At 65.7% G+C, this 20,646-nt stretch carries 20 protein-coding genes; 16 read left to right on the forward strand and 4 right to left on the reverse strand.

Features of this window, described 5'->3' with window-relative positions; genetic code table 11:
- Positions 1 to 10: 10 nt before the first annotated feature.
- From rpsR to rpsF, 3 genes are read right to left on the reverse strand one after another with little or no spacing between them, the layout of a single operon-like run.
- Entirely contained in the window at positions 11 to 292 is a 282-nt protein-coding gene (gene rpsR / locus IAE24_RS01395; RefSeq protein WP_012207026.1) for a 30S ribosomal protein S18, read from the reverse strand.
- An 18-nt stretch (positions 293 to 310) separates the two neighbouring features.
- Positions 311 to 601 (reverse strand): primosomal replication protein N, encoded by a 291-nt coding sequence (gene priB / locus IAE24_RS01400; protein ID WP_012207027.1) that lies wholly within the window; start codon positions 599 to 601, stop codon positions 311 to 313.
- 26 nt (positions 602 to 627) lie between these two features.
- Positions 628 to 990, reverse strand: coding sequence for a 30S ribosomal protein S6 (rpsF, locus tag IAE24_RS01405; protein ID WP_012207028.1), 363 nt, complete (start codon positions 988 to 990; stop codon positions 628 to 630).
- 307 nt (positions 991 to 1,297) lie between these two features.
- Here rpsF and grpE point away from each other — a divergent pair, with 307 nt between their 5' ends.
- The 3 genes from grpE (at position 1,298) to dnaJ (ending at position 5,150) form a co-directional block, all read left to right on the forward strand.
- Positions 1,298 to 1,843 (forward strand): nucleotide exchange factor GrpE, encoded by a 546-nt coding sequence (gene grpE, locus IAE24_RS01410; protein ID WP_013801022.1) that lies wholly within the window; start codon positions 1,298 to 1,300, stop codon positions 1,841 to 1,843.
- A gap of 114 nt (positions 1,844 to 1,957) precedes the next feature.
- A complete protein-coding gene (dnaK, locus tag IAE24_RS01415) occupies positions 1,958 to 3,907 on the forward strand; it encodes a molecular chaperone DnaK (protein WP_034396649.1) in 1,950 nt (649 codons plus the stop codon).
- A gap of 100 nt (positions 3,908 to 4,007) precedes the next feature.
- Positions 4,008 to 5,150: a molecular chaperone DnaJ gene (dnaJ, locus tag IAE24_RS01420; RefSeq protein WP_013801020.1), complete on the forward strand. Its 1,143-nt coding sequence runs from the start codon at positions 4,008 to 4,010 to the stop codon at positions 5,148 to 5,150.
- A gap of 70 nt (positions 5,151 to 5,220) precedes the next feature.
- Here the strand turns inward: dnaJ and IAE24_RS01425 are convergent, their stop codons facing one another.
- Positions 5,221 to 6,483, reverse strand: a complete 1,263-nt coding sequence (locus IAE24_RS01425) for a tetratricopeptide repeat protein (protein ID WP_199959942.1) — start codon at positions 6,481 to 6,483, stop codon at positions 5,221 to 5,223.
- 241 nt (positions 6,484 to 6,724) lie between these two features.
- Between IAE24_RS01425 and IAE24_RS01430 the strand changes: the two genes are divergently transcribed.
- The 13 genes from IAE24_RS01430 (at position 6,725) to accD (ending at position 20,624) form a co-directional block, all read left to right on the forward strand.
- Complete coding sequence (locus IAE24_RS01430; protein ID WP_012207033.1) at positions 6,725 to 7,669, forward strand: LysR substrate-binding domain-containing protein; 945 nt, start codon at positions 6,725 to 6,727, stop codon at positions 7,667 to 7,669.
- Between the two features lie 62 nt (positions 7,670 to 7,731).
- Entirely contained in the window at positions 7,732 to 9,153 is a 1,422-nt protein-coding gene (gene leuC, locus IAE24_RS01435; protein WP_034396655.1) for a 3-isopropylmalate dehydratase large subunit, read from the forward strand.
- Positions 9,154 to 9,184: 31 nt separating this feature from the next.
- Positions 9,185 to 9,310 (forward strand): entericidin A/B family lipoprotein, encoded by a 126-nt coding sequence (locus IAE24_RS01440; protein ID WP_012207035.1) that lies wholly within the window; start codon positions 9,185 to 9,187, stop codon positions 9,308 to 9,310.
- A 20-nt stretch (positions 9,311 to 9,330) separates the two neighbouring features.
- Positions 9,331 to 9,984, forward strand: a complete 654-nt coding sequence (leuD, locus tag IAE24_RS01445; RefSeq protein ID WP_197944077.1) for a 3-isopropylmalate dehydratase small subunit — start codon at positions 9,331 to 9,333, stop codon at positions 9,982 to 9,984.
- A 96-nt stretch (positions 9,985 to 10,080) separates the two neighbouring features.
- Entirely contained in the window at positions 10,081 to 11,151 is a 1,071-nt protein-coding gene (leuB, locus tag IAE24_RS01450) for a 3-isopropylmalate dehydrogenase (RefSeq protein WP_012207037.1), read from the forward strand.
- A 76-nt stretch (positions 11,152 to 11,227) separates the two neighbouring features.
- A complete protein-coding gene (locus tag IAE24_RS01455; protein ID WP_199959943.1) occupies positions 11,228 to 11,440 on the forward strand; it encodes a hypothetical protein in 213 nt (70 codons plus the stop codon).
- A 99-nt stretch (positions 11,441 to 11,539) separates the two neighbouring features.
- The gene (gene asd / locus IAE24_RS01460) at positions 11,540 to 12,652 is read left to right on the forward strand and encodes an aspartate-semialdehyde dehydrogenase (protein ID WP_013801017.1); all 1,113 of its coding nucleotides are present in this window, start codon (positions 11,540 to 11,542) and stop codon (positions 12,650 to 12,652) included.
- Between the two features lie 367 nt (positions 12,653 to 13,019).
- A complete protein-coding gene (locus IAE24_RS01465; RefSeq protein ID WP_199959945.1) occupies positions 13,020 to 15,926 on the forward strand; it encodes a FimV/HubP family polar landmark protein in 2,907 nt (968 codons plus the stop codon).
- A gap of 113 nt (positions 15,927 to 16,039) precedes the next feature.
- Positions 16,040 to 16,888 carry a tRNA pseudouridine(38-40) synthase TruA gene (gene truA / locus IAE24_RS01470; RefSeq protein ID WP_034396664.1) on the forward strand — a complete coding sequence of 283 codons (849 nt, stop codon included), beginning with the start codon at positions 16,040 to 16,042 and terminating at the stop codon, positions 16,886 to 16,888.
- Between the two features lie 32 nt (positions 16,889 to 16,920).
- Entirely contained in the window at positions 16,921 to 17,643 is a 723-nt protein-coding gene (locus IAE24_RS01475) for a phosphoribosylanthranilate isomerase (protein WP_199959948.1), read from the forward strand.
- Positions 17,621 to 18,877, forward strand: a complete 1,257-nt coding sequence (gene trpB / locus IAE24_RS01480) for a tryptophan synthase subunit beta (protein ID WP_012207042.1) — start codon at positions 17,621 to 17,623, stop codon at positions 18,875 to 18,877. Before IAE24_RS01475 ends, trpB begins: the two co-directional genes overlap by 23 nt.
- Positions 18,874 to 19,683, forward strand: coding sequence for a tryptophan synthase subunit alpha (gene trpA, locus IAE24_RS01485; protein ID WP_013801013.1), 810 nt, complete (start codon positions 18,874 to 18,876; stop codon positions 19,681 to 19,683). The genes trpB and trpA overlap by 4 nt, the downstream gene beginning before the upstream one ends.
- 65 nt (positions 19,684 to 19,748) lie before the next feature.
- Positions 19,749 to 20,624 carry an acetyl-CoA carboxylase, carboxyltransferase subunit beta gene (accD, locus tag IAE24_RS01490; protein WP_013801012.1) on the forward strand — a complete coding sequence of 292 codons (876 nt, stop codon included), beginning with the start codon at positions 19,749 to 19,751 and terminating at the stop codon, positions 20,622 to 20,624.
- Positions 20,625 to 20,646: the final 22 nt, after the last annotated feature.

Here is a 20,646-nt window from a genome sequence, read left to right on the forward strand (position 1 = left end):
GTTGTATTCCTTAGATCTTGTGCTGGTCAGAGTAAGGAACCAGAGCCAGGAAGCGGGCGCGCTTGATGGCCGTGTTCAGCTGACGCTGGTAGATGGCGCGCGTGCCGGTCAGGCGAGCGGGCACGATCTTGCCGTTTTCACCGATGAAGTCACGCAGGGTGTCCACATCCTTGTAGTCGATTTCTTCGACGCCGGCGACGGTGAAGCGGCAGAAGCGCTTGCGCTTGAACAGCAGCGACTGCGTGTTGCGCTTGGGGCGCTTGTCCTTGTTGAATTTCTTGAACGTGGCCATTTCTGGACCTCTTGAAAATTAGTTTTGTTGAATGTCCTGGATGTGGAAAACCAGCAATTTGCCGTTGCGGGGCGTTGCCAGGAAGCCTTGGAACTTCCACTGGCTGCCGAGCGCCTGGCGGGCCAGCTTTTCAGCCAGCGCGCCAAAGGCCACCGCCTTGACAGATGCCGTCACGCTGCGTTCGCTTCCTGCTTCTTTTTGCCGCGACGCGTGTTCGAGTCGCAGTTCAAGGGCGGGCAGCCCTGCCGGCGTGTAGCGCAGTGCTTGAAGCTCTGCGATGGCTGCCGTCAGTGCAACGTGGTTCTCCACTCCTTCAGGTTCTGAAAGGGCTGGGCTCAGGCCTGTTCGGTCTGGCTGGCCTTGCGGGCTTCTTCACGCTCGACGGTCTTCATCATCGAGGAAGGCGCAGTGTCGGCCTTCTTCTTCTGAACCGTCAGGTGACGCAGCACGGCATCGTTGAACTTGAAGGCATGCTCCAGCTCAGCCATCACAGCCTGGTCGGCTTCGATGTTCAGGCACAGGTAGTGGGCCTTGGCGAGCTTGTTGATCATGTAAGCCAGTTGGCGACGGCCCCAGTCTTCTTCGCGATGGACCTTGCCACCGCCAGCGGTGATCATGCCCTTGTAGCGTTCCAGCATGGCGGGAACCTGCTCGCTCTGATCCGGGTGGATCAACAAAACGATTTCGTAATGACGCATATCGACTCCTTTTGGGAAAACGCCGCCCACTGCGTCTTGTAGCGGTGCGGCAAGGCAAAGCATTGGATTCTAGCGCAGCCCTCTTCCATCTGTACACTCCGCACTGCCCGAGACCCCGGATTCGTGTGGGGCTTTTGCCCCTTCGCCCGGCTTTTGCCCCCACCGTGTGCACCTGCAGTGCGCATGCACAGGCACAAAGCCCTTGAAAATACACCGATCCGCTCGCATCTCGATTCAAGATCGTGCAATCGCCAAGCCTGGCCTCCAGCGCGGCGATCTTTTTGTTTTGTAGCTGAAGTCTCCATCCATGTCCGAACAAAACTCCAACCCCTTTCAAGACGCAGCCCCGGAAGAAATCGAAGCCGCCATGGCGGCCAACGCCGCCGACGAGCTGCAGCGCCTGCAGGCCGAGCTGGCCGAACTCAAGGCCAAGAGCGCCGAGCTGGCCGACCAGTTCCTGCGCGCCAAGGCCGAGGCAGAGAATGTGCGCCGCCGCGCGGAAGACGAAGTCTCCAAGGCCCGCAAGTTCAGCATCGAGAGCTTTGCCGAAAGCCTGCTGCCCGTCTGCGACAGCCTGGATGCCGCACTGGCCATCCAGCAGGCCACGCCAGAGCAGCTGCGCGAAGGCGCCGACGCCACGCTGCGCCAGCTGACCTCGGCCCTGGAGCGCAACAAGGTCGTGACCATCAACCCGGCAGCCGGCGAGAAATTCGACCCCAACCTGCACCAGGCCATCAGCATGGTGCCTGCCCAGCAGGAAGCCAACACCGTGGTGTCGGTGCTGCAAAAGGGCTACCTGATTGCCGACCGTATCCTGCGCCCGGCCCTCGTGACCGTGGCCCAGCCCCAGTAAGCGTGCGCTCACGGCATCGCTGACAAAAAAGAGGCAAAGCCCCTTGAAGCAGCGCCTGCCGGCCACAAGTTAGCAGTCATTCAAACATTTCACAGAACGCGGAGAGAACTCAAAATGGGAAAAATCATCGGTATTGACCTGGGCACCACCAACAGCTGCGTGGCCATCATGGACGGCAACACCACGCGCGTGATCGAGAACAGCGAAGGTGCACGCACCACGCCTTCGATCATTGCCTACCAGGAAGACGGCGAGATCCTCGTCGGCGCCTCGGCCAAGCGCCAGGCCGTCACCAACCCCCGCAACACCATCTACGCTGCCAAGCGCCTGATCGGCCGCAAGTTCGACGAGAAGGAAGTGCAAAAGGACATCGACCTGATGCCCTACACCATCTCGCGTGCCGACAACGGCGACGCCTGGGTGGAAGTGCGCGGCCAGAAGCTGGCCCCGCCGCAGATTTCCGCCGAAGTGCTGCGCAAGATGAAGAAGACCGCCGAGGACTACCTGGGCGAGCCCGTGACCGAGGCCGTGATCACCGTGCCCGCGTACTTCAACGACGCCCAGCGCCAGGCCACCAAGGATGCCGGCCGCATCGCCGGCCTGGAAGTCAAGCGCATCATCAACGAGCCCACGGCAGCTGCGCTGGCCTTCGGCCTGGACAAGATCGACAAGGGCGACCGCAAGATCGCGGTGTATGACCTGGGCGGCGGCACGTTTGACGTGTCCATCATCGAAATCGCCGATGTGGACGGCGAAAAGCAGTTCGAAGTGCTGTCCACCAACGGCGACACGTTCCTGGGCGGCGAAGACTTCGACCAGCGCATCATCGACTACATCATCACCGAGTTCAAGAAGGACCAGGGCGTTGATCTGGCCAAGGACGTGCTGGCCCTGCAGCGCCTGAAGGAAGCCGCCGAGAAGGCCAAGATCGAGCTGTCGAACTCGGCCCAGACCGACATCAACCTGCCCTATATCACGGCCGATGCCTCGGGTCCCAAGCACCTGAACATCAAGCTGACCCGCTCCAAGCTGGAAAGCCTGGTCGAAGACCTGATCGAGCGCACCATTGCGCCCTGCCGCACGGCCATCAAGGACGCAGGCGTGTCCGTGTCCGACATCGATGACGTGATCCTGGTCGGCGGCATGTCCCGCATGCCCAAGGTGCAGGAGAAGGTCAAGGAATTCTTCGGCAAGGAACCCCGCAAGGACGTGAACCCCGACGAAGCCGTGGCCGTGGGCGCCGCCGTGCAGGGCCAGGTTCTGTCGGGTGACCGCAAGGACGTGCTGCTGCTGGACGTCACGCCGCTGTCGCTGGGCATCGAGACGCTGGGTGGCGTGATGACCAAGATGATCACGAAGAACACCACCATCCCGACGAAGTTCGCACAGACCTTCTCGACGGCCGATGACAACCAGCCTGCCGTGACCATCAAGGTGTTCCAGGGCGAGCGCGAGATGGCTTCGGGCAACAAGATGCTGGGCGAGTTCAACCTCGAAGGCATTCCGCCCGCAGCGCGTGGCGTGCCCCAGATCGAAGTGGCCTTTGACATCGACGCCAACGGCATCCTGAACGTGTCCGCCAAGGACAAGGCCTCGGGCAAGGAAAACAAGATCACCATCAAGGCGAACTCGGGCCTGTCCGAGGACGAGATCCAGAAGATGGTGAAGGACGCCGAGCTGAACGCAGCCGACGACAAGAAGAAGCTGGAACTGGTCCAGGCCCGCAACCAGGGCGAAGCTGCCGTGCACAGCGTCAAGAAGAGCCTGGGTGAGCATGGCGACAAGCTCGACGCTGGCGAGAAGACCGCCATCGAGAGCGCCGTCAAGGATCTGGAAGAGGCCCTGAAGGGCGAGGACAAGGACGCCATCGACGCCAAGACCACGGCGCTGATGACGGCCAGCCAGAAGCTCGGCGAGAAGATGTACGCCGATGCGCAGGCAGCCGGCGGCCCCGAGGCAGCAGCAGCCGCCGCAGCGGCCGGTGCAGCAGGCGCCTCGGCCGGTGCAGCAGCCGCTGACGACAACGTCGTTGACGCCGAAGTCAAGGAAGTCAAGAAGGACTGAACCCAGCGCGTGGTCCCTTGACGACCGCTTGCCGCCGCGCTCGGCCCTGCCAAGGGGCTGACGCGGCGTTCCTGTTCTCACTGACTGGCTAGCAAACACCATGTCCAAACGCGATTTTTACGAGGTCCTCGGCGTTGCCAAGAACGCCTCGGACGACGACATCAAGAAGGCTTATCGCAAGCTGGCGATGAAGTACCACCCTGACCGCAACCAGGGGGATGCCGCAAGCGGGGCGGAAGAGAAATTCAAGGAGGCCAAGGAGGCCTACGAGATGCTCTCCGACAGCAACAAGCGCGCGGCCTACGACCAGTACGGCCATGCAGGCGTGGACCCCAACCGCGGCATGGGCGGCGGCGCCGAAGGCTTTGGTGGCTTTGCCGAAGCCTTTGGCGACATCTTTGGCGACATGTTCAACCAGGGTGGCGGCAGACGCGGCGGCGCCGGTGGCGGCCGCCAGGTCTACCGCGGCAACGATCTCAGCTACGCCATGGAGATCACGCTGGAGGAAGCCGCCCACGGCAAGGATGCGCAGATCCGCATCCCCAGCTGGGATGGCTGCGACACCTGCCACGGCAGCGGCGCCAAGCCCGGCACCAGCGCCAAGACCTGCACCACCTGCAACGGCATGGGCAGCGTGCAGATGCGCCAGGGCTTCTTCAGCGTGCAGCAGACCTGCCCGCACTGCCGGGGCACGGGCAAGATCATTCCCGAGCCCTGCACCAGCTGCGGCGGCCAGGGCAAGGTCAAGCGCCAGAAGACACTGGAAGTGAAGATTCCTGCCGGCATCGACGACGGCATGCGCATCCGCTCCTCCGGCAATGGCGAACCCGGCACGAATGGCGGGCCTGCGGGCGATCTCTACATCGAGATCCGCATCAAGGACCACGACATCTTCGAGCGCGACGGCGACGACCTGCACTGCAACGTGCCCGTGAGCTTCATCACGGCGGCGCTCGGCGGCGAGATCGAAGTGCCCACCCTGTCGGGCAAGGCGGCCATCGACATCCCCGAAGGAACCCAGGCCGGCAAGCAGTTCCGCCTGCGCGGCAAGGGCATCAAGGGCGTGCGCTCCAGCTATCCCGGCGACCTGTACTGCCACATCGTGGTCGAGACGCCCGTCAAGCTGACCGAGTACCAGCGCAAGCTGCTGCGCGAGCTGGAGGAATCGCTCAAGAAGGGTGGCGCCAAGCATTCGCCCAGCGGCGAGAGCTGGACCGACAGGCTCAAGAGCTTCTTCAGCTGATGCAGCACTGAGCCCCCAACAAAAACGCCTCTTCCGAGGCGTTTTTTCATTGGTGCATGCTCAACAGGACTCAGGGAGCGGGTTTGGCCTTCCAGGCCGCCGCCTGGCGCTCGGTGCGTGCACGCTCGGCCGCGCTCAGCGGCTGGGCCATGCTGTCACGCTTGGCGGCCAGCGAGGTGTCCCTGCCCGCCGCCAGCAGCATCCAGAAATAGGCCTGGGACGGGCTGCGCTCCACGCCCTTGCCCGACGCATAAAGACTGGCGAGATTGGACTGCGCCAGCGCATCGCCCTGCTGGGCGGCACGCTCCAGCCAGCGCGCGGCCTGCTCGTCGCTGGCGGGCACGCCCTGCCCATTGGCATACAGCACGCCCAGGTTGGACTGGGCTGCGGCATTGCCCTGCTCGGCCGCCTTCTCCAGCCAGTGGGCGGCCTGCGCCATGTCGCGATCGACCACGCCACCCTCGGCATAGAGCATGCCGGCATTGAATTGCGCATCGGCATGGCCCTGGCCTGCCGCCGCCACAAACCAGCGCAGCGCCTGCGCCACGTCCTCGGCCACGCCCCGGCCCGTGGCATACATCACGCCCAGGCTGTACTGGCCGGCCGCTTCGCCTTGCTCGGCCGAGCGCTGGAACCACTGCACGGCCTGCGCGGGGTCCTTGGCGGCTCCGCGCCCCTCGGCCAGCATCAGACCCAGGTTGTTCTGGGCCACGGCATCGCCCTGCTCGGCAGCCTTGCGATACCACTGCACGGCCTGGGCATCGTCACGCGCCACGCCTCGGCCATTCGCATACATCAAACCCAAGTCGGACTGGGCTGGCGCATAGCCCTGCTGCGCAGACTTCTCATACCACTGGGCCGCCGTCTCGGCACTCAGGGCAACGCCCTGGCCGCGCTTGTACAGCGAGCCCAGCGCGTACTGGGCGCTGGCCTCGCCCTGCTCGGCATGCTGGTGCAGCGCTGCGACCTCGGCCGCACTCAGGCCGGGCTCGCCCTTGGGGGCATGGCCCACTGCGGCTGCGGCAGTTCCGGCCGCAACGGCCCCTGCCGCCACGCCAGCGGCGGCGGCCTTGGCCGGCGCATTGCGGGTTGGAGAGGGCGCCGACTTGCCCCCGGTCTTGACGGCGGCCTTGCCCGCTGGCCTGGCTGCCGCTTTGGCCGCAGGTCTGGCGGCAGGTTTGGCCGGTGCCTTCGCACCGCTCTTGGCCGTGTTCTTCGCTGGGGGCTGCGGCTTGGCAGACGCCGGGACGGCCATGCAGGACAGGGCTGCGGCCAGCAGCAATGACAGGCCTGCAGGCAGGGCTCGCAGGCCCGTCGGGTATCGATCGTTCATATGCTCTTATTTTTGCAGCAATCCATGCAGGCGACTGGCGCAAAGATTGACAAATTCTTTCAGTATGCAACCGGCGTTCCGACAGGAGAGGCCGACCGCAGCCATCGCCAGGGGGCATGACCCCCATCTCCATGAAATCGCACGACATCACCAAAGACATCGCGCTTGAAGATGACAGGTCGATGACTTGTGCGAGAAAATCCATCCAACTTCTCCTAATGAGAAGCCTGAACCCCACCACATGAAGAATTCAGAGCGCAGTTTTGCACGGCGCATAGACCTTACCTCCCTGCAGCTGTTCGTGGCTGTCTGCGAACTTGGCAGCATCGGCCGCGCGGCCGAGCGTGAGTTCATTGCAGCCTCGGCGGTGAGCAAGCGCCTGTCCGATCTCGAAGCCACGGTGGACACAGCCCTGCTGTACCGACACAGCCGTGGCGTGACCTTGACGCCGGCCGGCGAAAGCCTGCTGCACCATGCCCGCAACGTGCTGTACGGCCTGGAGCGCATGCAGGGCGAGCTGTCCGAGTACGCCGATGGCGTGCGCGGCCATGTGCGCATCCACGCCAACATGTCTGCCATCGTGCAGTTCCTGCCGGAAGACCTGGGCGTGTTTGCGCGCAAGCACGGCCAGGTCAAGATCGACCTGCAGGAGCAGCTCAGCCCCGCCGTACTGGCTGCCGTACAGGAAGGCACGGCCGACATCGGCATCTGCTCCATGGCATACATGCCGCTGGGCAATGGCCAAGCCACGCCCGTACTGCAGCACCGCCCCTACCGCGAGGATCGCCTGGTCGTCGTGGTCCCCGAGCAGCACGCGCTGGCGCACAGCGACAGCGTGGCCTTTGCCGATGTGCTCGAATGGGACATCGTCAGCCTGCAGGCCGGCTCCTCCATCAGCCTGGCCATGCGTGCGGCCGCCGCACAGGCGGGGCATGCGTTGCACCAGCGCATCCAGGTCACCAGCCTGGATGCCATGTGCCGCATGATCGACAACGGCCTGGGCGTGGGACTGATCCCCGACCGCGCCTTCGAGCTCATGCACGGCGTGGGCCATCTGCGCGCACTGGAGCTCAGCGACGACTGGGCTCGGCGCGAGCTGAGCATCGTGGCGCGTGACTTCGACGCGCTACCCGTCACGGCCCGCCTGCTGGTCGAGCACCTGAGCCCGCCGGCCAGCGCATCCTGAAGGCCACTTGGCCGCTGGATGCCCCAAAAATTTCCCCACGACACCAACCATTCGAGAACGCCATGGGACGCACCCTCTACGACAAGATCTTCGACGAGCACGTCATCCACACCGAGGATGACGGCACCGCCGTCCTCTACATCGACCGCCACCTGGTGCACGAAGTCACCAGCCCCCAGGCCTTCGAAGGCCTGCGCATGGCCGGCCGCAAGCTGTGGCGCATCAGCTCCGTGGTCGCCACGGCCGACCACAACACCCCCACCGACGGCTGGGAGCGCGGCTATGACGGCATTGCCGACCCCATCAGCAAGGAACAGATCACCACGCTGAACACCAACATCGGCGAGTTCGGCTCTGCGGCCTTCTTCCCCTTCATGGACAAGGGCCAGGGCATCGTCCACGTCATGGGCCCCGAGCAGGGCGCCACCCTGCCCGGCATGACCGTGGTCTGCGGCGACAGCCACACGTCCACGCATGGCGCCTTCGGCGCACTGGCCCACGGCATCGGCACGTCCGAGGTCGAGCACGTGATGGCCACCCAGACCCTGCTGGCCAAGAAGGCCAAGAACATGCTGATCAACGTCAGCGGCAAGGCGGCCCCCGGCATCACGGCCAAGGACATCGTGCTGGCCATCATCGGCAAGATCGGCACGGCCGGCGGCACGGGCTACACCATCGAGTTCGCCGGCGAAGCCATCCGTGACCTGAGCATGGAAGGCCGCATGACGGTCTGCAACATGGCCATCGAAGGCGGCGCGCGCGCAGGCCTGGTGGCCGTGGACGACAAGACCATCCAGTACGTCAAGGGCCGCCCGCTGGCCCCCACCGGCGCCGAATGGGATGCCGCCGTCTCCTACTGGAAGACGCTGCACTCCGATGCCGATGCGAAGTTCGACCGCGTGGTCGAGCTGCAGGCCAGCGAGATCGTGCCGCAGGTCACCTGGGGCACCTCGCCCGAGATGGTGCTGGGCGTGGATGCCCGCGTGCCGGACCCCGACAAGGAAAAGGATGCCAGCAAGCGCGGCGCCATCGAACGCGCGCTGACCTACATGGCGCTGGAGCCCGGCAAGGCGATCGACGACATCTTCGTGGACAAGGTCTTCATCGGCTCGTGCACCAACAGCCGCATCGAAGACATGCGCGAGGCCGCCGCCGTGGTCAAGAAGCTGGGCCAGAAGGTGGCGCGCAACATCAAGCTGGCCATGGTCGTGCCCGGCTCCGGACTGGTCAAGGAACAGGCCGAGCGCGAAGGCCTGGACCAGATCTTCAAGGCGGCAGGCTTTGAATGGCGCGAGCCCGGCTGCTCCATGTGCCTGGCCATGAATGCCGACCGCCTGGAGCCCGGCGAGCGCTGCGCCTCCACCAGCAACCGCAACTTCGAAGGCCGCCAGGGCGCGGGCGGACGCACCCACCTGGTGAGCCCGGCCATGGCTGCAGCCGCCGCCATCCACGGCCACTTCGTGGACATCCGCAGGTTCTCCTGATCCGATCCCGCAACTGCCCCGCCTGCACACCATGAAGCCCTCCTTCTCGATCCTCCTGATCGGCCTGGCCTTCACCCTGGCCGCCTGCAATACCGTCAAGGGCATTGGCCAGGACGTGCAAAGCGCGGGCAGCGCCATCGAACGCGCCGCCCGCTGAACCCTGAATCCGATACAGCCATGCAACAATTCACCGTGCACAAGGGCCTTGTCGCCCCCATGGACCGCGAAAACGTCGATACCGACGCCATCATTCCCAAGCAGTTCCTCAAGTCGATCAAGAAGACCGGCTTCGGCGTGAACCTGTTCGACGAATGGCGCTACCTGGACCATGGCGAGCCCGGCCAGGACCCGGCCTCGCGCAAGCCCAACCCCGACTTCGTGCTCAATCAGCCCCGCTATGCGGGCGCCTCCATCCTGGTCGCACGCAAGAACTTCGGCTGCGGCTCCAGCCGCGAGCACGCGCCCTGGGCGCTGGACCAGTACGGCTTTCGCGCCATCCTGGCGCCCAGCTTTGCCGACATCTTCTTCAACAACTGCTTCAAGAACGGCCTGCTGCCCATCGTGCTGCCCGAGGCCACGATCGACACGCTGTTCAACGAGATCGCAGCCTTCCCCGGCTACGAGCTGACCATTGATCTGGATCGCCAGGTGATTGTGCGCCCGCAGGGCGAGGAGATCCCTTTCGATGTCATCGCCTTTCGCAAGTTCTGCCTGCTCAACGGCTTTGACGATATCGGCCTGACGCTGCGCCACGCCGACAAGATCCGCGCCTACGAGGCCGAGCGCCTGGCCACCAAGCCCTGGCTGGCCCACACGCTGGTGCAGCGCTGATCGATCTCCACTTGCGCGCATCAATGGGCCGCAGGCGTTGCTGAACCAGTCGCCGGCGGCCTTCCACCATCCGAACAGTCTCTCAAAAGGAACACCATGAAAATCGCAGTCTTGCCCGGTGATGGCATCGGCCCCGAAATCGTTGCGGAAGCCGTGAAGGTGCTGGGCGCCCTGGGCCTGGACTTCGACATGCAGACGGCCCCCGTGGGCGGCGCTGCCTACGAAGCTGCCGGCCACCCGTTGCCCGAATCCACGCTGAAGCTGGCCATGGAGTCCGACGCCGTGCTGTTCGGCGCCGTGGGCGACTGGAAGTACGACACCCTGGACCGCCCGCTGCGCCCCGAGCAGGCCATCCTGGGCCTGCGCAAGCACATGGGCCTGTTCGCCAACTTCCGCCCGGCCATCTGCTATGCGGAACTGACCCACGCCTCCAGCCTCAAGCCCGAGCTGGTCGCGGGCCTGGACATCCTCATCATCCGCGAGCTGACCGGCGACATCTACTTCGGCCAGCCGCGCGGCCGCCGCGTGGCCACCGACGGCCACTTCCCCGGTGCCGAGGAAGCCTTCGACACCATGCGCTACTCCAAGCCCGAGATCGAGCGCATCGCCCATGTCGCCTTCCAGGCCGCGCAAAAGCGCAGCAAGCGCGTGACCAGCGTGGACAAGGCCAACGTGCTGGAAACCTTCCAGTTCTGGAAGGACGTGGTCACCGAAGTGGGCCAGCAGTACCCCGATGTGCAACTGGACCACATGTACGTGGACAACGCCGCCATGCAGCTGGTCAAGGAACCCAAGCGCTTTGACGTGGTGGTCACGGGCAACATGTTCGGCGACATCCTGTCCGACGAAGCCTCCATGCTGACCGGCTCCATCGGCATGCTGCCCTCGGCATCGCTCAACTCCAGGGGCCAGGGCCTGTACGAGCCCAGCCACGGCTCGGCCCCCGACATCGCCGGCAAGGGCATTGCCAATCCGCTGGCCACCATCCTGTCGGCCGCGATGATGCTGCGCTTCTCGCTGAACCAGGAAGCCGCCGCCCAGCGCATCGAAGCCGCCGTGCAAAAGGTGCTGGCCCAGGGCCTGCGCACGGCCGACATCTACAGCGAAGGCACGACCAAGGTCTCCACCCGCGAGATGGGCGATGCCGTGGTGGCCGCACTGGCCTGAAGTCCATGACGGCCGCCAGCCTCCAGGTTTGCGGCTGTCCCTGTGGCGGGCAGGCACTGCCCTGCTTCGCCACAACATGGCAAAACGTCAAAATAGACGTCCAGCTTTCGCCGATTCGGCGAAGATATTCATCAAAACAGACATTCTCTTTCCTGGCGTATTCGATAGAATGACGTCTCTTATGTTTGCCGCCCGCCCGTTCCTCCTGCTGAACATTGCACCCGCCACCCTGGCTGGTGTGGCTGCGCGCGCAATCACCTCCACAACCATTACGACAATCAAAGGCTGACCCAGCCCGGTTCGTCGTGCGCCCTCACCTGGCCTAGACGAGCCGGGCGACAACAGTCTTGATCAAGCACTGTTTTCACACTGAAAGGGCGTTTCAAAAATGAGCAAGCAATTGGTAGGCCTCGTCGGCTGGCGCGGCATGGTCGGCTCCGTGCTGATGGACCGCATGCAGGCAGAGGGCGACTTCGACCTGATCGAGCCCGTGTTCTTCTCCACCTCCAACGCCGGCGGCAAGGCCCCGGCCATGGCGAAGACCCACACCGAGCTGCGCAATGCCAATGACATTGCCGAGCTGTCCAAGTGCGACATCATCATCACCTGCCAGGGCGGCGACTACACCAAGGAAGTCTTCCCCCAGCTGCGCGCCTCGGGCTGGAACGGCCACTGGATCGATGCCGCGTCGTCGCTGCGCATGGAAGGCGATGCCGTCATCGTGCTCGACCCCGTCAATGAAGGCCTGATCCAGTCCAAGCTCGCCGCGGGCGGCAAGAACTGGATTGGCGGCAACTGCACCAACTCCATCTTGCTGATGGGCCTGGGCGGCCTGTTCAAGGCCGGTCTCGTGGAATGGGTCAGCTCCATGACCTACCAGGCAGCCTCCGGTGGCGGCGCCAACCACATGCGCGAACTGCTCAAGGGTATGGGAGTGGTGCACGCTGCCGTGGCCGACGAACTGGCCACGCCCGCATCCGCCATCCTGGACATCGACCGCAAGGTGGCCCAGACCATCCGCACCGACGTGCCCACCGAATTCTTCGGCGCACCGCTGGCCGGTGGCCTGATCCCATGGATCGATGCGCAGCTGGACAACGGCCAGTCCAAGGAAGAGTGGAAGGGCCAGGCCGAGGTCAACAAGATCCTGGGCACCGAGCAGACCATCCCTGTCGATGGCCTGTGCGTGCGCATCGGCGCCATGCGCTGCCACAGCCTGGCGCTGACCCTCAAGCTCAAGAAGGACCTGCCCCTGGAAGAGCTGGAAGCCATCATCAAGTCCGGCAACCCCTGGGTGAAGTGGGTTCCCAACGACCGTGCCATCACCGTCAAGGAACTGACCCCTGCCGCCATCACCGGCGGCCTGGAAGTCGGCGTGGGCCGCGTGCGCAAGCTGAACATGGGCCCCGAGTACCTGTCGGCCTTCGTGATCGGTGACCAGCTGCTGTGGGGCGCCGCCGAGCCGCTGCGCCGCATGCTGCGCATCCTGCTCGCCGCCTGAGCATCGCCGGCTTGAGCCAACACAAAAAGCGCCATGTCCCAGGCTGGGACATGGCGCTTTTTTCGGCTTTAAGCCCTGGGCAATTGGGCACAATGCCCAGGTCTCTTGTCCATTGGCTGTAGGTGGTTGCCTACAATCACCAAAGATACATTGTGTTTCTTCTCGTTGCCGTTCGACAACAACTATTGGCGTTCGCCGGCAACCAGACGCTTGTGATCCTATAGCGTGGCCGACAATGCGACCCAAGCACCTTGGTAGATGGCGTGCCATCTATCCCCGGGTAAATTTCAATTACATGTGCAAGCGCGGGCATTCCCACAATAACAATAGTGCCTGCCCAATTGCATCCACACAGGTTTGACGCTTTATGCATCGTTGGAAACTCTCTGTGCTGGCCACTGCGGCCGTCGTCTCGGTCGCACTGCCCGCCTCCGAGGCCTGGGCACTGGCTCTGGGCCGGGTGAACGTGCAATCGGCCCTGGGCGAGCCCCTGCGTGCCGAAGTCGAAATCCCCCAGATCACCGCCGCTGAAGCCGAAGGCCTGCGCGTGGGCGTGGCCTCTCCCGGCGTCTTCCGCACCCAGGGCATGGAGTACAACGCCACCGCCAGCCAGGTGCGCGTCAGCGTGCAGCGCCGCGCGGATGGCTCGGCCGTGCTGCGCCTCACAAGCACACAGCCCGTCAACGAACCCTTTGTCGATCTGGTGATCGACGCCAGCTGGGCTTCGGGCAACCTGCAGCGCAACTACACCCTGCTGCTGGACCCGCCCACCCTGCAAAAGCTCCCGCCTGCCGTGACGGCTGCAGCCCAGGCCTCGGCACCCGAGCCCGCCGCAGCGCCGCGCCGCGCAGCCCCCACCCCATCGCAAGCTGCGTCGCAAGCCGCTGCAGGCAACACCGAGGAAAGCCGCCCCGCGCCAGCAGCCGCGCGCCGTGCCGCCCCGGCAGCCCGCGAGCGCGCCGCAGCGGCTGCCGCGCCGTCCGAGGCCTCCGAAGTCCGCATCAAGACCGGGGACACGGCAGGCCGCATCGCCGCCGCCCACCTGCCAGCCGGCGTTTCGCTGGACCAGATGCTGGTGGCCATGCTGCGCACCAATCCCAAGGTCTTCATCAACGGCAATGTGAACCGCATGCGCTCCGGCGCCGTGCTCACCGTGCCGGACGAAGCCACGGCCCAGGCCACCTCGCCGCGCGAAGCGCGCCAGATCGTTGCCGCCCAGTCCCGCGATTTCAACCAGTTCCGCCGCCAGCTGGCCAGCGCCGCGCCGGCCGCGCCCGTGGCATCGGCCAATCGTGAAGCATCGGGCAGCGTCCAGGCCCAGGTCGAAGACCGCAAGCCGTCCACCGCAGCACCCGACAAGCTCACCCTGTCCAAGGGCGCCGTCAAGGGCGTGGAGGCCGACGAGCGCCTGGCCAAGCAAAAGCAGTCGGACGACCAGGCATCGCGCACGGCCGAGTTGCAGCGCAACATGTCCGAGCTGAGCCAGATCGCCGCCGCCACCAAGCCCGCCGAAGGTGCTGCTGCAGCACCTGCCTCGGCAGCCAGCGGCACGGCAAACGGCGTCGCTGTGCCGGGCGCGCCGACCGTGCCTGCAGCGCCTGAAGCTGCAGCACCCCAGACAACTCCCGCGGCCCCGGCAGCGCCTGCCGATGCAGCTGCTGCGGCCGCTGCGCCCACCGCTGCTCCAGACGCCGCAGCCAATGCAGCCGGCTCGGCAGCGCCCGCAGCAGAAGCTGTGCCCGCCACGCCCGCTCCGGCCGAGCCACCCAAGCCCAAGCCGACACCCGCCCCCGTCGCGCCGATCGCCGAGCCCAGCTTCATCGATACGCTGCTGGAAGACCCCACCATCCCGCTGGCCGGTGCTGCCCTGCTGGCCCTGCTGCTGGGCTATGGCGGCTACCGCGTCATGCAGCGCCGCCGCGCCGCCGCCGCCTCCAGCGAAAGCGCCTTTGGCGACAGCCAGCTGGCAGCCGACTCCTTCTTTGGCGCCAGCGGCGGCCAACGCGTGGACACCGGCACTTCGAGCCAGCTGTCCGGCACCTCCATGCATTACTCGCCCAGCCAGCTTGATGCGGGCGATGTGGACCCCGTGGCCGAGGCCGACGTCTACCTGGCCTATGGCCGCGACCTGCAGGCAGAGGAAATCCTCAAGGAAGCGCTGCGCACCGACCCCAACCGCACCGCACTGCACCAGAAGCTGGCCGACATCTACGCCAAGCGCCATGACCGCAAGGCCTTCGAGGCCGTCGCGCAGACCCTGCATGGCCTGACCCAGGGCAAGGGCGTGGACTGGCAGCGCCTGGCCGACCAGGGCCGCATCCTGGACCCGGAAAACGCCCTCTACCAGCCTGCAGGCGCCGCGCCCCTGTCTGGTGCCGCCGTTGCCGGTGGCGCCGCAGCGGCTGCTGCCGGACTGGCTGCCGCCTCGCTGGCCAGCCGCCCCCTGGACATGGATGCGCACCGCGAAGGCCCTGCCACCCTGCCCATGGACCTGGACATGGACCTCAACATGGACCTGCCCGGCGGCCTGGCCGATGCCACCCTGCCCGCGCAGCACGCCAGCCCCCTGCCCGCACCGGCCCCCATGCCCAGCGAACAGGACTTCGCAGCGCTGGAGCCCACGCTGCGCGCGCCGCTGGAAGCCACGCCCTCCGCAAAGGACGACACACCTCGCATCGAGCCCCGCGTCGAGCCACCCGTTGCATCGCTGGACATGCCCGGCTTCCAGCCCACGGCCCACGCCTCGCTGACGGACGCCCTGAACCACAGCAACGCCATGGACGGCATGCAGCCGACCGAGATGCTGTCGCTGGACATGCCCGGCACGCAGGCGGCCGACAGCTTCCCGGCCACCGAGCCCTCGCCCCTGACCAGCTCCACCACGGACGACAGCCATGCCAAGACCGAGCTGCTGTCGCTGGACGCCATGGAGTTCAACCTGGAAGGCCTGAGCACGGAGGCACCCGCCCCAACGCCGGCAACGCCCCAGGCAGGCGGCGTGCTGGAGACGGCGGCCAAGGCCAAGCCCGAACCGGCCGAGTCGCTGGAATTCGACCTGGGCAGCCTGTCCCTGGACCTGGGCAACGACGCCCCTGCCGTGGCAACCCCGCCCTCGGCTCCTGAAGACCCGCTGGCCACCAAGCTGGCACTGGCCCAGGAATTCAACGCCATCGGCGACAGTGACGGAGCCCGTACACTGATCGAGGAAGTGATCGCCGAGGCCCACGGCGATCTCAAAGCCAAGGCCCAGCGCCTGCTGGCCGAGATAGATTGAAGCCAGGCGGCGCCTGCCCAGGCGCCGCACCGGTTTCGCGTGACAGGGTGGCGCAAGCCGCCATGGAAAACTGACAACTTGATGCACACCCAACCCATGCCGGAGGCCTCGCAATGCGCGTAGCCCTCGGCGTCGCCTACAACGGCCAGCGCTACAGCGGCTGGCAAAGCCAGCTGTCTGGCAACACCATTCAAGACCATCTCGAAGCGGCCCTGGGCCGCTTTGCCGCTCAGGAGGTGCACACCCTCTGCGCGGGCCGCACCGATGCCGGCGTGCACGGCCTCATGCAGGTCGTCCACTTCGACACGCCGCTGGACAGGGCCCCGTTCTCCTGGGTCCGTGGCACCAACACCTTCCTGCCGCCGGACATTGCCGTGCAATGGGCCCAGCCCGTGCCCGATGCCTTCCATTCGCGCGCCTGTGCCACGGCAAGGCGCTATGCCTATGTGCTGCTGCAATCGCCCGTGCGCCCCAGCGTGGAGGCCGGGCGCGTGGGCTGGGTGTTCCATGCGCTCGATGGTGATGCCATGCAGGCCGCCGCCCGGCACCTGCTGGGCGAGCACGACTTCAGCTCGTTCCGCGCATCGGGCTGCCAGGCCAAGTCCCCCGTCAAGACGCTGCACCGCCTGTCCATCACCCGCCGCATGGCAGGCGATGGCGCCCAGATGGCCGCAGCCAGCTCCATGCGGCCCGGCGACGCGGCCATGGAATGCTGCTACTGGCGCTTCGAGTTCGAAGGCAGCGCCTTCCTCCACCACATGGTGCGCAACATCATGGGCTGCCTGATCGCCATCGGCCAGGGCGCATATGCGCCGCAGTGGATGCAGCAGGTACTGGACGCCCGTTCCCGCGATGCCGCCGCGCCCACCTTCTCGCCCGACGGCCTGTACTTTCTGGGCCCCGTATACGATCCTTCATGGGGCCTTCCTTCGCGCAGCCCGGCCTATGATTGGCTCCCGTGAACGGACAAGCCCTCCCCCATTCTTCAGCCCCCATGCAGCGCACTCGAATCAAGATCTGCGGACTCACCCGCGAACAGGACGTGGACGCCGCCGTGGCTGCGGGCACCGATGCGGTGGGTTTTGTGCTCTACGCCCCCAGTCCGCGCGCCGTGACGGTGCAGCGCGCTGCAGAACTGGCGCGGCGCCTGCCGCCCTTCGTGACCCCGGTGCTGCTGTTCGTCAATGAAAGCGCCGCCAACGTGATGGCTGCCTGCGCCGCCATCGCGGGCGCCTGCGTGCAGTTCCACGGCGACGAGTCCCCCGAGGACTGCCTTGCCGCCACATCGGGCGGCACCCGCGCCTTCCTGCGCGCCGCACGCATTCCCCTTGGTCCCGACGCCGCGCGCTTCGACCTCGTAGAATATGCCCAGCGTTACTCGAAAGCCCAGGCCATACTGCTCGACGCCCATGTCGACGGCTATGGTGGTGGCGGAAAAGCATTCAATTGGTCACTCCTTCCACCAAACGTCGCCTCTCACCTCGTTTTGTCTGGTGGACTCACGCCTGCAAACGTGACCGATGGCATCTTGCAAGTGCGCCCGCGAGGACTCTCGCTGGCCGTTGATGTCAGTTCCGGCGTCGAGGCCGATGGTCCCGACGGCAAGCCCCTCAGGGGCATCAAGGACGCCGGCAAGATACACCGATTCATCGCCGCCGTGCGCGCGGCCGATGACCAACTTTTGCAGACAAGCCATGTTCGAATACCAGTACCCTGACGCATCCGGCCACTTCGGCCGCTTCGGCGGCAGCTTTGCCAGCGAAACCCTGACACACGCTCTGACCGAGCTGCGCGATGCCTACGCCAAGTACCAGAACGACCCGGAATTCGTTGCCGAATTCCAGTCCGAGCTGGCCCACTTCGTCGGCCGTCCCTCGCCCGTCTACCACGCGGCACGCATGTCGCGCGAGATGGGCGGCGCGCAGATCTACCTCAAGCGCGAAGACCTCAACCACACGGGCGCGCACAAGATCAACAACGTGATCGGCCAGGCCATGCTCGCCCGGCGCATGGGCAAGCCCCGCATCATTGCCGAGACCGGCGCGGGCCAGCACGGCGTGGCCACGGCCACCATCTGCGCGCGCTACGGCCTCGAATGCATCGTCTACATGGGTGCCGAGGACGTGAAGCGCCAAAGCCCCAACGTCTACCGCATGCGCCTGCTGGGCGCCACCGTGGTGCCGGTGGAGTCGGGCAGCCGCACGCTCAAGGACGCGCTCAACGAGGCCATGCGCGACTGGGTGGCCAACGTGGACAACACCTTCTACATCATCGGCACCGTGGCCGGCCCCCATCCCTACCCGGCGATGGTGCGCGACTTCCAGAAGGTCATCGGCGAGGAGTGCCTGACGCAGATGCCCGAATTCCTGGGCGCCGACCGCCAGCCTGATGCCGTGGTCGCCTGCGTGGGCGGCGGCAGCAATGCCATGGGCATCTTCCACCCCTACATCCCGTTCGAGAACACACGCCTGATCGGCGTGGAGGCGGCCGGCGAAGGCCTGGACAGCGGCAAGCACTCGGCCTCGCTGCAGCGCGGCAGCAGCGGCGTGCTGCACGGCAACCGCACCTTCATCCTGCAGGACGAGAACGGCCAGATCACCGAGACGCACAGCATCAGCGCCGGCCTCGACTACCCAGGCGTCGGTCCCGAGCACGCCTGGCTGCAGGAACTGGGCCGGGCCCAGTACGTGGGCATCACCGACCAGGAGGCGCTGGACGCCTTCCACTATCTGTGCCGCACCGAAGGCATCATTCCCGCCCTGGAGTCCAGCCATGCCGTGGCCTATGCCATGCAACTGGCCAAGACCATGCGCGCCGACCAGTCCATCCTCGTGAACCTGTCCGGTCGCGGCGACAAGGACATCGGCACCGTGGCCGACCTCTCGGGCGCCGATTACTACGACCGTCCCTCCATGCGCGGGCTCACGGTCAAGGGAGGAGCAGCTCAATGAGCCGCATCACCACGACTTTCGCCAAACTCCAGGAAGAAGGCCGCAAGGCCCTGATCCCCTACATCACAGCAGGCTTCCCGTTCGCGGCCATCACGCCGTCGCTGATGCACGGCATGGTGGAGGCCGGCGCCGACGTGATCGAGCTGGGCGTGCCCTTCTCGGACCCCATGGCCGACGGCCCCACCATCCAGAAGGCAGGCGACCGCGCCATCGCCAATGGCGTGGGCCTGGTGCAGGTGCTGGCCTATGTGCGCGAGTTCCGCCAGAAGAACCAGACCACGCCCGTGGTGCTGATGGGCTACGCCAACCCGGTGGAGCGCTACGACCAGATCCACGGCAATGACCGCTTCGTGGACGATGCGGCCGAGGCCGGCGTCGATGGCCTGCTCATCGTGGACTACCCGCCCGAGGAGTGCGAGGCATTCGCCGCGCAACTGCGTGCGCGCGACATGGACCTCATCTTCCTGCTGGCGCCCACCTCCACCACCGAGCGCATGCAGCAGGTGGCGCGCGTGGCCAGCGGCTATGTCTACTACGTCTCGCTCAAGGGCGTGACCGGAGCAGGCACGCTCGACACGGCGGCCGTGGAAGCCATGCTGCCGCGCATCCGCGAGCATGTGAGTATTCCCGTGGGCGTGGGCTTCGGCATCCGCGACGCGGCCACGGCCCAGGCCATTGGCCGGGTGGCCGATGCCGTGGTCATCGGCAGCCGCATCATCGAGATGCTGGACGGCCAGCCCCACGAAAAGATCGTCCCCCTGACCATCGACTTCCTGCGCGGCGTGCGCAAGGCACTCGACGCGTAGGTCGCATAATGCAGCCCTTGCATGCGGCCCGGTGCCGCATGCCCTGCGCCTGAAAAGGAAACACCATGTCCTGGCTTGAAAAACTCCTGCCTGCCAAAATCCAGCAAACCAACCCCACGGATCGCCACCAGCAGATCCCCGAGGGTCTGTGGATCAAGTGCCCGAGCTGCGAGACCGTGCTCTACAAGGCCGATCTGGAGAAAAACCAGAACGTCTGCCCCAGCTGCAGCCACCATCACCGCATCGGCGCCCGCGCCCGCCTGAACCATTTCCTGGATGCCGAAGGCCGCTATGAAATCGGCCAGGAAGTCATTCCCGTCGACGCCCTGAAGTTCAAGGACAGCCGCAAGTACCCCGAGCGCCTCAAGGAAGCGCTGGAGAACACCGGCGAGACCGATGCCCTGGTCGTCATGGGCGGCGCCATCAAGAGCGTCAACGTGGTCGCAGCCTGCTTCGAGTTCGAGTTCATGGGCGGCTCCATGGGCTCCGTGGTCGGCGAGCGCTTCGTGCGCGGTGTCGAGACCGCCATCGAGCAGAAGGTCCCCTTCATCTGCTTCACCGCCACGGGCGGTGCGCGCATGCAGGAAGGCCTGCTGAGCCTGATGCAGATGGCCAAGGCCAATGCAGCGCTCACGCGCCTGGCCAAGAAGGGCCTGCCCTACATCTCGGTGCTGACCGATCCCACCTTCGGTGGCGTCTCCGCCAGCTTTGCCTTCGTCGGCGATATCGTCATTGCCGAGCCCAAGACACTGGTCGGCTTCGCCGGCCCGCGCGTGATCGAGACCACCGTGCGCGTGAAGCTGCCCGAAGGCTTCCAGCGCGCCGAGTTCCTGCAGGACAAGGGCGCCGTGGACATGATCGTGGACCGCCGCGAGCTGCGCGACCGCATCGCCGCATCGCTTGCCATGCTGCAGCGCCTGCCGGCCGACGCGGTCCAGTAAAGCCTCGCGAAGACACAAAAAA

Origin of the sequence: Delftia sp. S65, assembly GCF_016516495.1 — a bacterium.
GTDB lineage: Bacteria > Pseudomonadota > Gammaproteobacteria > Burkholderiales > Burkholderiaceae_C > Comamonas > Comamonas acidovorans.

Bases quoted from the DNA above. Each gene is read 5' to 3' on its own strand.
- rpsR (WP_012207026.1), bottom strand. From the start codon at position 292: ATGGCCACGTTCAAGAAATTCAACAAGGACAAGCGCCCCAAGCGCAAC.
- rpsF (WP_012207028.1), bottom strand. From the start codon at position 990: ATGCGTCATTACGAAATCGTTTTGTTGATCCACCCGGATCAGAGCGAG.
- grpE (WP_013801022.1), top strand. From the start codon at position 1,298: ATGTCCGAACAAAACTCCAACCCCTTTCAAGACGCAGCCCCGGAAGAA.
- dnaK (WP_034396649.1), top strand. From the start codon at position 1,958: ATGGGAAAAATCATCGGTATTGACCTGGGCACCACCAACAGCTGCGTG.
- dnaJ (WP_013801020.1), top strand. From the start codon at position 4,008: ATGTCCAAACGCGATTTTTACGAGGTCCTCGGCGTTGCCAAGAACGCC.
- IAE24_RS01425 (WP_199959942.1), bottom strand. From the start codon at position 6,483: ATGAACGATCGATACCCGACGGGCCTGCGAGCCCTGCCTGCAGGCCTG.
- IAE24_RS01430 (WP_012207033.1), top strand. From the start codon at position 6,725: ATGAAGAATTCAGAGCGCAGTTTTGCACGGCGCATAGACCTTACCTCC.
- leuC (WP_034396655.1), top strand. From the start codon at position 7,732: ATGGGACGCACCCTCTACGACAAGATCTTCGACGAGCACGTCATCCAC.
- IAE24_RS01440 (WP_012207035.1), top strand. From the start codon at position 9,185: ATGAAGCCCTCCTTCTCGATCCTCCTGATCGGCCTGGCCTTCACCCTG.
- leuD (WP_197944077.1), top strand. From the start codon at position 9,331: ATGCAACAATTCACCGTGCACAAGGGCCTTGTCGCCCCCATGGACCGC.
- leuB (WP_012207037.1), top strand. From the start codon at position 10,081: ATGAAAATCGCAGTCTTGCCCGGTGATGGCATCGGCCCCGAAATCGTT.
- IAE24_RS01455 (WP_199959943.1), top strand. From the start codon at position 11,228: ATGGCAAAACGTCAAAATAGACGTCCAGCTTTCGCCGATTCGGCGAAG.
- asd (WP_013801017.1), top strand. From the start codon at position 11,540: ATGAGCAAGCAATTGGTAGGCCTCGTCGGCTGGCGCGGCATGGTCGGC.
- IAE24_RS01465 (WP_199959945.1), top strand. From the start codon at position 13,020: ATGCATCGTTGGAAACTCTCTGTGCTGGCCACTGCGGCCGTCGTCTCG.
- truA (WP_034396664.1), top strand. From the start codon at position 16,040: ATGCGCGTAGCCCTCGGCGTCGCCTACAACGGCCAGCGCTACAGCGGC.
- IAE24_RS01475 (WP_199959948.1), top strand. From the start codon at position 16,921: ATGCAGCGCACTCGAATCAAGATCTGCGGACTCACCCGCGAACAGGAC.
- trpB (WP_012207042.1), top strand. From the start codon at position 17,621: ATGTTCGAATACCAGTACCCTGACGCATCCGGCCACTTCGGCCGCTTC.
- trpA (WP_013801013.1), top strand. From the start codon at position 18,874: ATGAGCCGCATCACCACGACTTTCGCCAAACTCCAGGAAGAAGGCCGC.
- accD (WP_013801012.1), top strand. From the start codon at position 19,749: ATGTCCTGGCTTGAAAAACTCCTGCCTGCCAAAATCCAGCAAACCAAC.